This is a genomic window from Streptococcus porcinus (assembly GCF_900475415.1).
GTDB lineage: Bacteria > Bacillota > Bacilli > Lactobacillales > Streptococcaceae > Streptococcus > Streptococcus porcinus.
This window is the reverse complement of sequence record NZ_LS483388.1, coordinates 1,057,403-1,073,620: the sequence shown is the minus strand read 5'-3', so window position 1 is coordinate 1,073,620 and position 16,218 is coordinate 1,057,403. Positions and strand designations below refer to the sequence as shown.

Sequence of the window (16,218 nt, the reverse complement as noted above, 5' to 3'; positions counted from 1 at the left end):
ATAAAGTGTCCCCACTGAAGGGACACTTTTTTAGGAGGAAAGATGTGAGACCCTTAATTTTAAATATCGCTATGAGTTTAGATGGCTTTATTGCCCGAACAGATGGTTCTTATGATTGGATCGAAGGACATGGAACAACAGCTTATGATTCTGCTTTACAATTTGATAATGATGCCTTTTTTGCTTCGTGCGATACTGTCGTTATGGGACGAAAATCATTAGATGATTGTCCTATCGAGCAGATACAAGGCTATCATAAGAAAAGGTTTTATGTTGCTAGCCATCAGGACTTACACTCAGATTACCCCAACCTTTACTTTTCTAAGGATATAGTAGCTACCCTTAAACAACTCAAGCAAGAAGAGGGTGGACCCATTTGGTTATTTGGAGGAGCAGATTTGGTGCATTCTGTGCTTGCTACTGAGTTGATTGATCAGTACATCATTGGAATTATCCCAACTATTTTAGGTCAAGGGAGACCCTTGTTTAAAGGGTATAGTATAGAGCATAAATTGCAACTGATTGAATCAACTGTTACTGATGGGATTGCCATGCTTCGCTATCAGAAAAGACCCTAAAAAAGAGACCTATCAAGGTCTCTTTTGGCTTTTAGAATCTAGTTTTTAGCTACAGAAGCAAACTCTTCTTTTGCAAAAGCTTCATCAATAATTTCTTTTAATTGCTTAGCAGAGGCTTGCATTTTTTGCAATTCTGCATCATTTAATGGAATATTAACCGGACGAACAACCCCGTAAGCACCTACAATGGCAGGTTGACCAATGTAACAATCTTTAACACCCTCATATTGACCTTCTTGGAAGACAGATAGAGGAAGAACTGCATTTTCATCGTCGAGAATCGCTTTAGTGATACGAGCAAGTGCTACGGCAATACCATAGAAGGTAGCTCCTTTTTTGTTAATGATTGAGTATGCTGCATCTCGCACGGAAACAAAAATATCTAACAGTCCAGTTTCATCAATATCACGATTATCTTGGAGCCATTGCTCTAATTTTACCCCTGCAACGTTAGCATGTGACCAAACAGCAAATTCAGAATCACCATGTTCACCCATAATGTAAGCATGAACTGAGCGAGCATCAACTCCAATTTTATCTGCAAGTGCTTGACGGAATCGTGCAGAATCTAAAGAGGTACCTGATCCAATAACACGTTCTTTAGGGAAGCCAGAAAATTTCCAAGTTGAATAAGTAAGAACATCAACTGGATTTGCAGCCACAAGGAAAATGCCATTAAATCCAGAAGCAACGATTTGTGAAACAACTTCTTTATTGATGCGAAGGTTTTTTTCCACTAAATCAAGGCGAGTTTCACCAGGTTTTTGAGGAGCACCGGCTGTAAGGACAACTAAATCGGCATCATGACAGTCTGAATAGTCAGCCGCGTATATTTTTTTAGGGGAAGTGAAGGCAAGGGCATGACTTAAATCTTCAGCATCTCCTTGAGTTTTTTCTTTGAAAATATCGATAATACCGAGCTCTTGCGCAATATTTTGTGTTACTAATGCAAAAGCATATGATGACCCGACGGCTCCATCGCCGACTAAGATAACTTTTTTGTGTTGTTTAGTTACAGTCATGTCTGAACTTCTCCTTAATTTTTTTGAGGGTAGAGTAATACCCATACAATCTCATTTTAGCACTTTGTGAATACTTTGTCACTCAAATCAGAGAAAAAATGAAAATAGTTTTCTGATAGCGGTTCCAAAGTGAAAAAATAAGGATTTTATGATATAATGTTATAGAGTTTGACTAGAAAAGGAGCATTCCTTAAATGCAAGATAAAAATCTAATTGACGTCAATCTGACAAGTGAAATGAAAACAAGTTTCATTGACTATGCTATGAGTGTTATCGTGGCTAGAGCCTTGCCAGATGTTCGTGACGGTTTAAAACCTGTCCATCGTCGCATTCTTTATGGCATGAATGAACTAGGAGTTACCCCAGATAAACCACATAAAAAATCTGCCCGTATCACAGGTGATGTTATGGGTAAATATCATCCTCACGGAGATTCTTCAATTTACGAGGCGATGGTTCGGATGGCACAGTGGTGGTCATACCGTCATATGCTAGTAGATGGTCATGGAAACTTTGGTTCTATGGATGGTGATGGTGCTGCAGCCCAGCGTTATACCGAAGCTCGCATGAGCAAAATAGCACTAGAGCTTCTAAAGGATATTAATAAAAATACTGTTGATTTTCAAGACAACTACGATGGAAGTGAACGTGAGCCGCTCGTTTTACCAGCTCGATTTCCTAATTTATTGGTAAATGGTGCTACTGGTATTGCGGTCGGGATGGCTACCAATATTCCCCCTCATAATTTGGGAGAATCAATTGACGCTGTCAAAATGGTAATGGAGCACCCTGAATGTACAACTAGGGACTTAATGGAAGTGATTCCGGGACCAGATTTTCCAACTGGTGCTATGGTTATGGGACGTTCAGGTATTCATCGTGCTTATGATACCGGTAAAGGCTCCATTGTCTTGCGCTCACGGACGGAAATTGAGATAACCAAGACAGGTCGTGAACGGATTGTTGTTACTGAATTTCCTTATGGTGTTAACAAAACTAAAGTTCATGAGCATATTGTCCGCTTAGCTCAAGAGAAACGGATTGAAGGAATTACGGCAGTCCGTGACGAATCCAGCCGTGAAGGGGTTCGCTTTGTTATTGAAGTTAAACGCGATGCATCAGCTAATGTTATCCTAAACAATTTGTTTAAACTAACAAGCCTACAAACTAATTTTAGTTTTAATATGCTAGCTATTGAGAACGGTGTACCAAAAATCTTAACTCTTAGACAAATCATTGATAATTATATCAGTCACCAAAAAGAAGTTATAACTCGCCGAACTCGTTTTGATAAAGAAAAAGCAGAAGCACGGGCACATATTTTAGAAGGTTTATTGGTTGCCTTAGATCATCTTGATGAAGTTATTGCAATTATTCGAAATAGCCAAACAGATGTTATTGCACAAGCTGAGTTAATGAGTCGCTTCCAATTATCTGAACGACAAAGCCAGGCAATTTTGGATATGCGTTTACGTCGCTTGACAGGCTTGGAAAGAGATAAAATCCAATCAGAATATGATGATTTAATTGCTTTAATAGCTGATTTAGCTGATATTCTGGCTAAACCAGACCGAATTAGCGCTATCATCATTCAAGAAATGGACGAGATTAAACGCAAATACGCTGATCCTCGTCGTACAGAATTAATGGTTGGTGAAGTATTATCACTTGAAGATGAAGACCTCATTGAAGTGGAAGATGTTTTGATCACCTTATCAAATAAAGGGTATATCAAACGTTTGGCTCAAGATGAATTTCGTTCCCAAAAACGTGGAGGTCGAGGCGTTCAAGGGACTGGTGTCAATGATGATGACTTCGTTAAAGAGTTAGTTTCAACAAGTACACATGATACCCTCCTATTTTTCACCAATAAAGGACGTGTCTATAGGCTAAAAGCTTATGAGATTCCAGAATACGGTAGGACAGCTAAAGGTCTACCAATTGTTAATCTTTTAAAATTGGATGAAGAAGAAACGATACAAACTATCATTAATGCGCGTAAAGAAGACATTGATAATAAATTTTTCTTCTTCACCACTCGTCAAGGTTTGGTTAAAAGAACAAATGCTTCAGAATTTGGCAATATTAGACAAAATGGTTTACGTGCTTTAAATCTTAAGGATGGCGATGAGTTAATTAATGTCTTGCTAACTGACGGTTCAGAAGATATCATTATAGGAACAAAATCAGGCTATTCAGTTAGATTTGAAGAAGCAAGTATTCGCAATATGGGACGTTCAGCGACGGGTGTTCGTGGGGTTAAACTTCGTGATGATGATCTAGTTGTTGGTGCTTCACGGATTAGCGACAACCAAGAAGTGCTTATCATTACTGAAAAAGGCTATGGTAAGCGTACACCTGCTACAGAATACCCAACAAAAGGCCGCGGAGGTAAAGGCATAAAAACTGCTAATATTACCGCCAAGAATGGTCAATTAGCAGGTTTAGTGACTGTTACAGGTCATGAGGATATTATGATTATAACAAACAAAGGCGTCATTATAAGAACTAGTATAGCTGATGTTTCTCAAACTGGCAGATCTACAATGGGGGTTAAGGTCATGCGATTAGATCAAGACTCAAAAATTGTCACCTTTGCTTTGGTAGATCCTGAAGTCGAAAAAGATTTAGCTAAATTATCAACCTCAGACGTAGCATCTAGTCAAGACATAACCCCTGCTTCAATAGATAAAAGTGAGGATTAAGAATGACAAGAAGAAGAACAAGAAGAGATAAGAAGAAAAGCGCATCGTCAAAGTTCCGTACTTTATTTGCTACTTTTCTTCTAATCCTTGGTTTGGGGTTGCTTTTTAACAAGACTATCCGTAATACTATTATTGCTTGGAATTCAAATAAATACCAAGTTCAGCATGTCTCTAAACAGACCATTAAAAAAAATCAGCAGGCTGAGAGCACATTTGACTTCAACTCTGTCAAAGCAGTTTCAACAGATACTGTTTTACAGGCTCAAATGGCAGCTCAAAAGCTTCCTGTAATTGGAGGCATTGCAATACCTGATGTGAATATCAATTTACCTATATTCAAAGGATTGGGTAATACAGAACTAATTTATGGTGCGGGAACCATGAAAGAAGAACAGGTTATGGGAGGAGAAAATAACTACTCATTAGCTAGTCACCATATTTTTGGTATGGCTGGTTCCTCTCACATGTTATTTTCACCTTTAGAACGAGTTAAGGTGGGGATGCCCATTTACGTAACGGATAAAGAAAATATTTATCAATATGATATCGTATCTGTACAAACTGTAGCCCCAGATCGTATTGATGTTTTAAATAATACTCCTGGTACAAAGGAAATTACTCTTATTACTTGTACCGATGCAGAGGCTACACAAAGAATCTGTGTTAAGGGGATATTAAAAAAAGAAATGTCTTATAAAGGAGCTCCCGACTCTGTTATGAAGGCCTTTAATCATTCCTATAACCAAGTTGCAATTGAATAGAGTGTAGAGAACAGGGCATAAAATCCCTGTTCTCTTATTTAAGAAGGGAGAATGAAGATGAAACTTTCTGCAATTCATCATGTCGCGATTATTGTCTCTGATTATGACAAATCAAAAGATTTTTATGTCAATCAATTAGGCTTTGAAATCATTCGTGAAAATCATCGACCAGAGCGACATGATTATAAACTTGATCTTAAGTGTGGAGATATTGAACTAGAAATCTTTGGTAACTCAACCTCAGATCCCGCTTATCAGGCTCCTCCAAGGCGGATTGGTCAGCCAGAATATGACCGTGAAGCGTGTGGCTTACGCCATTTAGCTTTTCGAGTTAAAAACATTGAACATTATATTAAGGAATTAAAAGCAAAAAATATTAGAGTTGAGCCACTAAGGTATGATGATTATACTGGGGATAAAATGACGTTTTTCTTTGATCCAGATGGCCTTCCCTTAGAGCTTCATGAGTAAGCTAAACTAATTCCTATTTCCCAGAAATAAGTGATTATTTTTAAGGAAAGTCTACTAGTGACCTGACAATTGGTTACCAAATTATTTTATTGACTTCAGTATGTTGTAGGTTTTTAATGCAACTTTTAAAAAGAAGATGTTATAATATGAGAACAGATTCTTTCAAATCTGTTCTCATATTGAAAAAGGTTAAATCTATAGGATAAGAGGAAAAAATGACTATTAAGAAAAAAATGTTATTGGCTGGCTTCGTATTGGCTAGTAGCTTTATGGTTTCGACTGCCTTTGCTGCTAGTAACGATGTTCAAGGTGTTATTGATGAAGCCTATGTTCAGCCTGATTACGTCCTTGGTTACTCATTAGATCAAGCACAAAAAGATCAAACCTTGTCATTATTAAACTATAATAGTGGTAAAGACACAAAACTAAAAACGCTGACGACAAGTTCATACGCTAAAATTATGAATATTGCAGATGATTCAAGTATTCAACTGTATTCATCAGTTAAAATTGAAAAGTTAGGCTCCAATGATATTCTCAAGGTAGCTATTGTTACTCCAGAAAATATTACCAAGGTAACTCAAGATATGTATCGTAATGCAGCTGTTACCTTAGGAATTGAACATGCGAATATCACCATCGCCTCACCAATCAGAGTAACGGGCGAGTCTGCATTGGCAGGCATCTATTACTCTCTCGAGGAAAATGGAGCAAAGGTCCCGCAAGAAAATAAAAATTTAGCCCAGCAAGAACTTTCGACTTTATCTGGCATCAATGCTGAAAATTCTGGTAAAAATGGCTATGATTCTGATAAGTTAAATGTCGCTTTAACAGATATCAAAACAGCAGTAGCTAAGGGTGGAAGTGGTTTATCTAAGGAAGAGATTCAAAAGATTGTTGATGAAACTTTAAAAAATTATGGCCTTAAAAATGCCATGACCTCTGATCAAATCAATTTGATTGTTAACTTTGCAGTTAATCTTTCTAACAGTGGTATCATTAGTAACTCTCACTTTACTGCTACCTTAAATTCATTGAAAGATTCCATTGTCTCTAAATCTGGATCAACTTTTAAAAATATAAACCTTAATTTTGACTCTGCAAAAGCAGTTGAAACTGGCAAGGGGATTTGGCAGCAAATCGTTGAATTCTTTAGATCCTTAATCGGATAAGCTTAAAAAGAGTGATAATGGCACTCTTTTTTCTCATCCATTTATCTTTTCATTTGCACTATAGAAACTTCAAATAGGAGAGAAAGAATGTGACTCCCCTAATGTCTAAAATTACTGTATTTTAGTTTCATCATCTTGTTGATTTTGAAAATATTCCTTATACTATGCTAAACTACACTACGTGAGTAATAAAAAACGACCTCTTTGACTAGAGGTCGTTTTTTATTTTTACTACTTAGTCATTTAAAAATAGGCTATTATAGCCGCGAAAAGCAGTGCAGGCAACATGTTAGCTACACGCATTGTCTTACCCCAAATAATATTCAGTCCGACGCAAAAGATAAGGATAGAACCAACTAAAGAAATGTTTGTTAAGGCTGCAGAAGTCATGAAAGGCTGTACTATCTTTGCCAAAATGGTAATTAATCCTTGTAAGAAAAATACCGGAATAGCTGAAAAAACCGCTCCCTTTCCTAAAGTTGTCGTTAAGACGATGACAATAACAAAATCTAAAACACTTTTAGTTAATAAGGTACTTGGATTGTTAGAAATGCCATCTTGAATAGGACCAATAATAGCCATAGCACCAATACTAACTGTCAATGTCGCAGTCACGAAAGCATTCACAAAGTCAGGATCTTTATTACTGCCTGTCTTAGTTTTTAACCAATTACCAAACTTATCAAAAAAGGCTTCAATATTTAGAAATTCACCAAATAGACTTCCTAAGCACAAGCAACCAACAACAAGCATAGCATGTTCATTAGTCATACTATTATTAGCAAACTTTAGCATACCTGGCATAGCTCCAGAAATACCGATAAACAACACACTAACACCTGAAGCCATCGTTAAACCGCTTTGATGTCTTTCATTCAAATACTTACCAAAAAGCACTCCAAAAATCCCAGCTAAAAGAATAGAAATAGTATCGATTATGGTTCCAAAACCAGTGAAATAGGTCATCTGCTGTAATCCTCCTAAAGCATCTATGGCTATTATACAATAGAAGGAATGCTTGTCAATATAAAATCTAATAATTATAATTATATTAAAAATAAAGATTTTTGCCAATAATGGTAAAAGAGAGAAAAATCCATTTATTGCAATATTTCAAACAATAAGCACATATTCATAATATTCTCATTTTTCTATGATCTGATAAAAACAGAAGTTATTAGCGTAGAAAATTGAGAAGCATCTAAGTGGGAACTTGGCAGTATTCGAATAGACTGTTTTGAAAAACAACAACCCATAACTAAGGGTGTAAGTAGTAGTTCTTAGTTGGACCTAGGGCCTATATTATACAGTAATGCTTTTTTGAGCCTTTTTAAACATTTTAAGGTATACTAAAGAAAAGAACACACGGAGGAATAAATTATGAAAACAATTAGGACACAACTAAATGACCATGACTATGATCTTCTTAAAGTAAGAGCGGAACTTAGTCAAAAATCTATCGAAGAGATAACAGAAGAGTTGATTCATGATACACTTGCCAGAGAAGAGCAGGTGAAGACTAATGAAGTAAAAACAGAAAGAACATATAAAGATCATGACGAAACACTGATTGACAATGCTAATAAACCCGAAAACCAGTCCGTAACTCCACCTGAGATTGCTGGTGATATGGGTATAACAATTTAAAGAAAAGGATATCTCTGTATGATTGAATGATATCCTGCTAAGTTTAAAGATGTTAAAGTAGTGCTATTATTGTAACAGCTTGCCTTTCAGCCGCGGCTAGATAATTCTCAAGACTTCAAGACTAATCCAGAAATGTTTCTTCTTGAGAAAATAAAAGAAAAACTTTTAGTAAAATAAAACAAAGGCCACTCTCATAAGTGAGTGACCTTTGTTTTATTTTACACCAGCCATCAATTTGTCGATACGTGGTACATAGAAGAATAAGAGGAAACCAAAGACGATTGTTATAGTACCTACAATACCATAATAGGCAACTTCATTTCCAGGAGTATAAAACTTCACAATTTGTGCGTTAATAGCTTGGGCTGATGCGTTACTCAAGAACCAAATTGACATCATTTGTGCTTGGAAAGCTTTGGGAGCCAATTTAGTTGTAACTGATAAGCCAATTGGAGAAATAAGCATTTCACCAACAATTACGATAGCCCAACTAACAATTAGCCACATAGGGCTAACCTTAGCGTGAACTCCAAATAACATACCTGGTAACATCATCCAAACAAAGGACAGACCAGCTGCAATTAATCCGTAGGCAAACTTCTTAGGTGACGATGGTTGTTTACTTCCTAATTTGGCCCAAATCCATGCAAAGAAAGGAACATAAAGCATAATAAATAAAGGATTAATACTTTGAAAATATGATGATGGGAAATTAATATGTTGGCCAAACAGGTTAAAGTAGAGACGAGTTTGATCATCTGCGAAAAGAGCCAAGACCACAGAACCTTGCTCTTCAATTGACCAGAATAGAATTGAGGCAATGAAGAGTGGGATATAGGCCCAAACTCGCGACCGCTCAGTATCTGAAATTTTCTTACTACTTAAAATCTTAAAGAAGTAGTAGATTGGAATAACAATGGCAATAAAGGTAAAAATATTAATGACGCTATTGATGGTTAAAAGGTTTAGTAATTTAAGAATAACTATTAATAAAATAACCACAATACCACTAATTAAGGATTTTTTCTTTAAATCTTGTTTCTCAGCATCTGAGAGGGGATCCGTTGGATGTAAACTATCTTCTGAAAGGTATTTTTTACCATCTCGAACATATTGTAGTAAACCAAAGAACATCCCGATAGCTGCTAGAGAAAATCCTAGGTGAAAATTTATTTCCTGACCAAGATAACCAACAATAGCAGGTGCAATGAAAGCACCAAGGTTAATTCCAAAAACAAAAATACTGAACCCTGCATCGCGGCGTAAATCTTTCTCACCATAGAGGCCCCCAACCATTTCTGAGACATTGGGCTTTAAAAAGCCAGTCCCTAAAATAATTAAAGCAATTGAAACAAAAAGAGCTGTTTTCCCAAATGGCGTTGCTAATGCAATATGTCCTAACATGATAAGAATTCCACCATAAAGGACTGATTTGCGACTTCCGAGAATTCTATCACTAATATACCCGCCAATAATCGATGACAAATAGACTAGGGAACCGTAAATAGCCATAATAGAAGCAGCGGTTACTTTGTCAAATCCTAAACCGCCTTGACTGACACTATAATACATATAATAAAGTAAAATAGCACGCATACCATAGTATGAAAATCTTTCCCACATTTCTGTAAAAAAGAGAGTGGACAAACCACGAGGATGTCCAAAGAATGATTTTGTATCATTTGAATTCATCTCAATTATCTCCTTCATAATAACATCTTATAGCATACCTTAAATGAGGAATTATGTCAATTTTGTGAAAATTTTATAATATAAATTTTTCTTGCATAAATCCTTATATAAATAATAATTATTGATTACAAATAATTCTCAAAAATAAAAACCATTTAAGATTTTTACTTAAATGATCTTTTGAGAATAAATGGTGCAATAATGGTAGATAAAATAACAACTATAACCAAGGTAGAATATATTTGATTAGATATTAATTTTTCAGCCAAACCAATTTGAACGATAATCAGTGCCATCTCCCCTCGGCTTACCATTCCGCCACCGACTGTCAAAGAGTCCATTTTAGAAAATTGAAAGCCACGTGCTACTAAATAACCTGGCAATAGTTTTGTAAGAACTGCTAAAACAGTAAAAAGTAGGGTAACTCCAAGATTTGAAAGGATACCATTTAGATTTAATGGAAGTGCTATCGAAGCGAAGAAAATAGGGATAAAGAACATATAAGAAAGTTCAGAAATATCATGCATAATTTCTTCACCCTTGTGAGTTTGACCAATAGCTAAGCCGGCAAAGAAGGAACCAATAACAGCACTCATTCCGACGCTTGTTGCGAGTAGTGCCATACTAAAACAGATTAAAAGAGCCAAAAAACTATCTTTTTCAAAAAAACTAACCTTAAATGTTAAACGGTAAATAGCCGGAACAATATATTTAACTAAAACCATCAAAAATAATAAGAAAAGGGTTTGTCCGAGCATTTGCCAGATTAAATGGTTACTAGAACTCGTACCCTTCATGCTTGAGACAAAGAAACTTAAAAGAAGAACAGCAATAATGTCATCAGCCACAGCCGCACCGAGAATAACTGCACCCGTTTTGGTTTGAACTTTTTTATACTCTTGAAGAACTTCAACAGTAATAGAAACGCTGGTAGCTGCGAAGACGATTCCGTAGAAAATAGAAGTTTCCATTTCGTATCCCATTATTTTGGTGACCAAAAAGAATATTCCTACGGGAATGAGAACACCAGAAATAGCAACGGCTAAACTTGGTTTTAAATACCTTTTTAATAAGCCCAAATCAGCTTCAAGTCCAGCTAAGAACATAAGTAAGATGACCCCTAATTCTGATAGAAAATGAATAATCTCTCCTTGATGGACTAAGTTTAAGAGACTAGGTCCTATGATGATCCCGACTAGTAATTGTCCCACAACAGCTGGTATTGATAGCTTTTTTGATACTTCAATAGCCAAAAAACTGGCAATTAATATAATGGTAATCTGAAATAATTCTTGCATAAATCCTCCATAACTCTCCTAAATTGCATAAATCGTTACTATTATACCATGACTTGGTTAACAAACAAAGCTCTATGTTCCCGAAAGCTTTTTAAACCCAAAAAAACTCGAGTACTAGGACTCGAGTTTAAGAGAAATGAAAAGGGTTATTAGGATATTTATAATATAATCAATGAGCCTTAAATAAACCTTAACACCCTTAAGTATTATATTAAGGTAAGTTTCGTTATTATTCCCACTCAACTGTTGCAGGTGGCTTGCTTGTAATATCGTACACAATACGATTGACGTGATCAACTTCATTGACAATACGAGTTGAAATTTTCTTTAGGACTTCCCATGGAAGTTGGGCAAAATCCGCTGTCATACCGTCAATTGAAGTGATAGCGCGAATAGCAATAGTATAGTCGTAGGTCCGGCCATCCCCCATAACTCCTACGGAACGCACCCCTGTATTCACAGTGAAATATTGCCATACATCGCGATCAAGACCAGCTTTAGCAATTTCTTCACGAAGAATAGCATCTGATTCACGGACTGTTTCCAATTTTTCTTCCGTGATAGCTCCCATAACACGAATAGCTAAACCTGGTCCAGGAAATGGTTGCCGCCAAACAATATTTTCAGGCATTCCAAGTGCAATTCCAAGCTCGCGGACCTCATCTTTGAACAAAGTATTGAGTGGCTCAATCAGTTGGAACTGCATATCTTCTGGAAGGCCTCCAACATTATGATGGGATTTAATAGTTTGAGCTGTTTCTGTCCCAGATTCAATGATATCAGTGTAGAGGGTTCCTTGAGCAAGAAAATCTACGCCTTTAAGTTTACTTGCTTCATCGTCAAAGACGTAAACAAATTCATTTCCGATAATTTTCCGCTTTTTCTCGGGATCATCCACATTAGCTAATAAATCTAAGAATCTATCTTTAGCATCAACACGAATAATATTTAAACCAAATTTACCACCAAGCATACCCATAACTTGATCTCCCTCATCTTTACGAAGAAGACCGTGATCAACGAAGATACAGGTTAATTGATCGCCAATAGCTTTTTGTAAAAGCACACCAACTACAGAAGAATCAACACCACCAGAAAGACCTAATAGGACTTTTTTATCCCCAACAGTTTCTCTGATTTTTTCAATTTCCATTTCAATGAAATTATCCATTGACCAGTCCCCACGAGCACCACAAATGAAGATGGCAAAGTTTTTAAGGATATCGTTGCCATAAACAGAATGTCTTACTTCTGGATGAAATTGAATCCCATAGATATTTTTTTCTGTGTTTTCAATAGCAGCATAAGGACAGTCTACAGAATCACCTACTAAATGAAACCCATCAGGAATTTCTGTGACTGCATCACCATGACTCATGAGAACCAGCTGTTCTTCAGGAGTATCTGCAAACAATTTAGATTCTCTTCGAAGATTTAAGGTGGACTGACCGTATTCACGATGACCAGCTTGTCCCGCAGGAAGTACTTTTCCACCAAGTTTATGAGTAATGAGTTGCATACCATAACAGATTCCTAGGATCGGGATACCTAATTCAAAGATTTCTGGATCAATACCAAAAGAATTTTCTGCATAAACAGAATTAGGACCACCTGATAGGACAATACCTATAGGGTTAATCTCACGAAGTTCTTGAGCACTAATCTTATGGCTCTTTAGTTCAGAAAAAACACCAAACTCTCTAATGCGTCTAGCTATTAACTGATTATATTGACTACCATAATCAAGTACGATGATTTTTTGAAGATCTTTCAAAATTGAAATTTCAGTCATTGCAATCCTTTCATTTCCATTAGACTCTAGACTAATGATTTTAAACCTAATTGTAGCATATTTTTAAGAAAATGACATCAGAATTCCTTGATAAGCTATATGATTTTGGTAATTTCTTAACTTTAAATAATATTTCGGAATATAATTTCGTAAAAACTGTTTGTAAGTATTTTGAATTATACTTATAATCTAATGTAATAATTATCTTATTTTACCATATTACTCGATTAATTCTCTTAGAGTGTGGTAAAATAATATCTATATTAGTCATAAAATCATAGTTAGGGAGACACGAACATGTTACCAGCATATATCAAGATTCATGACGCCATCAAAAAAGACATTGACGACCAAGTTTGGGCAATTGGAGATCGTCTTCCCAGTGAGCGTGACCTCGCAGATCATTTTGAGGTTAGTCGGATGACTCTTCGACAAGCTATCACCTTATTGGTTGAAGAAGGTATTTTGGAAAGACGTATTGGTAGTGGTACTTATGTTTCCAGTCAAAGAGTCCAAGAAAAAATGAGAGGGACAACTTCCTTTACCGAGATTGTCAATTCTCAAGGGAAGAAGCCCTCTTCAAAACTATTGACCTACCAAAGACAATTGGCGTCAGACACGGAAATCAAAGAGCTTCAGTTAGAAGCAACAGATTATGTTATTCGGATGGAGCGTATTCGTTATGCTGATAATATTCCCTTAGTTTACGAAGTGGCTTCTATTCCCGAAAAATTTATAAAAGATGTTAAACGTGAAGATATCACTGAACATTTCTTTAAAACCTTGATATCTAATGGTTATGAAATCGGCAAAAGCCGCCAAACTATTTATGCTAAAACGGCCAGTGAGCGGATTGCTAGTTATTTAGCAGTAAATCGGGGACATGCCATATTAGCCTTGACCCAAGTATCCTATTTTACTAATGGAAAGCCGTTTGAATATGTGCGTAGCCAATACGTTGGTGATCGCTTTGAATTCTATCTGGAAAATAATTGAGTGAGAGTTTGTACACAAACTCTTTTTTAGTTTAACCACCTATAAAGGACAGCTATTAACTGATATCCTACTGTTATTATGCACTAAGATATGGTAAAATGAAAATTATGGAAATTGAAAAAACAAATCGAATGAATGCCCTTTTTGAATTTTATGCTGCACTATTAACCGATAAGCAAATGAACTATATTGAACTTTATTATGCTGATGACTATAGTCTAGCTGAAATTGCAGAAGAGTTTGGGGTTAGTCGTCAAGCGGTTTATGATAATATTAAACGAACAGAAAAGATTCTGGAAACCTATGAGATGAAACTACATATGTATTCAGACTATATTGTTCGTAATGAAATTTTTGATGAGATAATAACAAAGTATCCTACTGATAGTTATTTACAAGAGAAAATTTCCATATTAACAAGCATTGATAATAGAGATTAAGAGGAGTAGTTATGGCTTTTGAAAGTTTAACAGAACGTCTTCAAGGCGTCTTTAAAAATATTCGTGGAAAGAAAAAATTATCTGAGAAGGATGTTCAAGAGGTCACTAAGGAAATCCGCCTTGCCTTACTTGAAGCGGATGTCGCCCTGCCAGTTGTTAAAACTTTTATCAAACATGTACGTGAACGTGCGGTTGGTCATGAAATCATTGATACTTTAGACCCAACCCAACAAATTGTCAAAATAGTTAATGAAGAGCTAACTGGTATTCTAGGGTCAGAAACAGCGACAATTGAGAAAGCGCCGAAAATTCCTACAATCATTATGATGGTGGGGCTACAAGGGGCCGGTAAAACCACTTTTGCAGGGAAGTTGGCGAACAAGCTAATCAAAGAGGAGGATGCACGTCCTTTGATGATTGCAGCTGACATTTATCGTCCAGCAGCCATTGATCAATTAAAAACCTTAGGTCAACAGATTAATGTTCCTGTTTTTGATATGGGAACAGACCATTCAGCGGTTGAGATTGTTCGTCAAGGACTTTCTTTAGCAAAAGAAAATCGCAACGACTATGTTTTGATTGATACAGCAGGTCGTCTACAAATTGATGAAAAACTCATGACTGAGTTGCGAGATGTTAAGGCCCTAGCCAATCCAAATGAAATTCTGCTAGTTGTTGATAGTATGATTGGTCAGGAAGCAGCAAATGTCGCTGACGAATTCAACAAACAATTAGAAATAACAGGGGTTGTACTAACTAAAATCGATGGGGATACTCGTGGTGGAGCAGCATTATCGGTTCGCGAAATTACTGGTAAACCCATTAAATTTACAGGTACTGGTGAAAAAATCACTGATATCGAGACCTTCCACCCAGATCGGATGTCAAGTCGTATTTTGGGAATGGGTGACCTTTTAACATTAATTGAAAAGGCAAGTCACGAGTACGATGAACAAAAATCACTTGAATTAGCTGAAAAAATGCGCGAAAATACCTTTGATTTCAATGATTTTATTGATCAATTGGATCAGGTTCAAAACATGGGGCCAATGGAAGATTTGCTAAAAATGATTCCAGGTATGGCTGGAAATCCAGCTCTCGCTAATATCAAAATTGATGAAAAGCAAATTGCTCGTAAACGTGCCATCGTTTCTTCAATGACAAAAGCAGAGCGTGAAAATCCTGACTTACTCAATCCAAGTCGTCGTCGTCGCATCGCAGCAGGCTCTGGTAATAGTTTTGTTGACGTTAACAAATTTATCAAAGATTTTAACCAAGCTAAAGCAATGATGCAAGGGGTAATGTCTGGAGATATGAACAAGGCGATGAAACAAATGGGAATTGACCCTAGTCGCATGCCAAAAAATATGCCAAATAGTAGTGGTGCTAATATGCCTGATATGTCAGCATTAGACGGTATGATGGGCGCAAGTGCAATGCCTGATATGGATATGAGTCAACTGTTTGGTGGTGGTCTCAAAGGGAAAGTTAATGAATTTGCTATGAAGCAGGTTATGAAACGTCAGGCTAATAAAATCAAAAAAGCTAAGAAAAAGCGGAAATAAATTTCCATTTAACAAGAAGTTTAACTAGCTTCAGGAATAAAAGAGATAGGTAACTTAACTCTCAAATGCTAAGCGTTTT

General features: G+C 36.4%; 14 protein-coding genes. 9 read left to right on the top strand and 5 right to left on the bottom strand.

What is annotated here, in order from left to right; genetic code table 11:
• The first annotated feature begins 44 nt into the window (after positions 1 to 44).
• Positions 45 to 578, top strand: coding sequence for a dihydrofolate reductase family protein (locus tag DQM45_RS05400; RefSeq protein ID WP_003083923.1), 534 nt, complete (start codon positions 45 to 47; stop codon positions 576 to 578).
• A gap of 38 nt (positions 579 to 616) precedes the next feature.
• Here the strand turns inward: DQM45_RS05400 and DQM45_RS05395 are convergent, their stop codons facing one another.
• Positions 617 to 1,600 carry an L-lactate dehydrogenase gene (locus DQM45_RS05395; RefSeq protein WP_003084658.1) on the bottom strand — a complete coding sequence of 328 codons (984 nt, stop codon included), beginning with the start codon at positions 1,598 to 1,600 and terminating at the stop codon, positions 617 to 619.
• A 194-nt stretch (positions 1,601 to 1,794) separates the two neighbouring features.
• Between DQM45_RS05395 and gyrA the strand changes: the two genes are divergently transcribed.
• The 4 genes from gyrA to DQM45_RS05375 all read left to right on the top strand — a co-directional run bounded on the left by gyrA (position 1,795) and on the right by DQM45_RS05375 (position 6,709).
• The gene (gyrA, locus tag DQM45_RS05390) at positions 1,795 to 4,305 is read left to right on the top strand and encodes a DNA gyrase subunit A (RefSeq protein WP_003083155.1); all 2,511 of its coding nucleotides are present in this window, start codon (positions 1,795 to 1,797) and stop codon (positions 4,303 to 4,305) included.
• Between the two features lie 2 nt (positions 4,306 to 4,307).
• Complete coding sequence (locus DQM45_RS05385; protein WP_003085142.1) at positions 4,308 to 5,066, top strand: class A sortase; 759 nt, start codon at positions 4,308 to 4,310, stop codon at positions 5,064 to 5,066.
• 57 nt (positions 5,067 to 5,123) lie between these two features.
• Positions 5,124 to 5,537: an SMU1112c/YaeR family gloxylase I-like metalloprotein gene (gene gloA2, locus DQM45_RS05380; RefSeq protein WP_003083508.1), complete on the top strand. Its 414-nt coding sequence runs from the start codon at positions 5,124 to 5,126 to the stop codon at positions 5,535 to 5,537.
• 215 nt (positions 5,538 to 5,752) lie between these two features.
• Positions 5,753 to 6,709, top strand: a complete 957-nt coding sequence (locus tag DQM45_RS05375) for a DUF1002 domain-containing protein (RefSeq protein WP_003084809.1) — start codon at positions 5,753 to 5,755, stop codon at positions 6,707 to 6,709.
• A gap of 243 nt (positions 6,710 to 6,952) precedes the next feature.
• Here the strand turns inward: DQM45_RS05375 and DQM45_RS05370 are convergent, their stop codons facing one another.
• Positions 6,953 to 7,675, bottom strand: a complete 723-nt coding sequence (locus DQM45_RS05370) for a DUF554 domain-containing protein (protein ID WP_003085817.1) — start codon at positions 7,673 to 7,675, stop codon at positions 6,953 to 6,955.
• A 414-nt stretch (positions 7,676 to 8,089) separates the two neighbouring features.
• On the opposite strand from DQM45_RS05370, the gene DQM45_RS05365 reads away from it, so the two are divergent.
• A complete protein-coding gene (locus tag DQM45_RS05365; RefSeq protein WP_003084200.1) occupies positions 8,090 to 8,356 on the top strand; it encodes a hypothetical protein in 267 nt (88 codons plus the stop codon).
• Between the two features lie 213 nt (positions 8,357 to 8,569).
• On the opposite strand, the gene DQM45_RS05360 is transcribed toward DQM45_RS05365, so the two are convergent.
• The 3 genes from DQM45_RS05360 to guaA all read right to left on the bottom strand — a co-directional run bounded on the left by DQM45_RS05360 (position 8,570) and on the right by guaA (position 13,138).
• Positions 8,570 to 10,048 carry a peptide MFS transporter gene (locus tag DQM45_RS05360; protein ID WP_003085064.1) on the bottom strand — a complete coding sequence of 493 codons (1,479 nt, stop codon included), beginning with the start codon at positions 10,046 to 10,048 and terminating at the stop codon, positions 8,570 to 8,572.
• A gap of 164 nt (positions 10,049 to 10,212) precedes the next feature.
• On the bottom strand, positions 10,213 to 11,346 hold the full coding sequence (locus DQM45_RS05355; RefSeq protein WP_003083076.1) for a cation:proton antiporter: 1,134 nt from the start codon (positions 11,344 to 11,346) through the stop codon (positions 10,213 to 10,215).
• Positions 11,347 to 11,575: 229 nt separating this feature from the next.
• Positions 11,576 to 13,138 carry a glutamine-hydrolyzing GMP synthase gene (gene guaA / locus DQM45_RS05350; RefSeq protein ID WP_003084738.1) on the bottom strand — a complete coding sequence of 521 codons (1,563 nt, stop codon included), beginning with the start codon at positions 13,136 to 13,138 and terminating at the stop codon, positions 11,576 to 11,578.
• 297 nt (positions 13,139 to 13,435) lie between these two features.
• Between guaA and DQM45_RS05345 the strand changes: the two genes are divergently transcribed.
• The 3 genes from DQM45_RS05345 to ffh all read left to right on the top strand — a co-directional run bounded on the left by DQM45_RS05345 (position 13,436) and on the right by ffh (position 16,139).
• Entirely contained in the window at positions 13,436 to 14,134 is a 699-nt protein-coding gene (locus tag DQM45_RS05345) for a GntR family transcriptional regulator (RefSeq protein WP_003082721.1), read from the top strand.
• A 107-nt stretch (positions 14,135 to 14,241) separates the two neighbouring features.
• Positions 14,242 to 14,574 (top strand): putative DNA-binding protein, encoded by a 333-nt coding sequence (locus tag DQM45_RS05340; RefSeq protein ID WP_003083443.1) that lies wholly within the window; start codon positions 14,242 to 14,244, stop codon positions 14,572 to 14,574.
• 11 nt (positions 14,575 to 14,585) lie between these two features.
• A complete protein-coding gene (gene ffh / locus DQM45_RS05335; protein WP_003085994.1) occupies positions 14,586 to 16,139 on the top strand; it encodes a signal recognition particle protein in 1,554 nt (517 codons plus the stop codon).
• Positions 16,140 to 16,218: the final 79 nt, after the last annotated feature.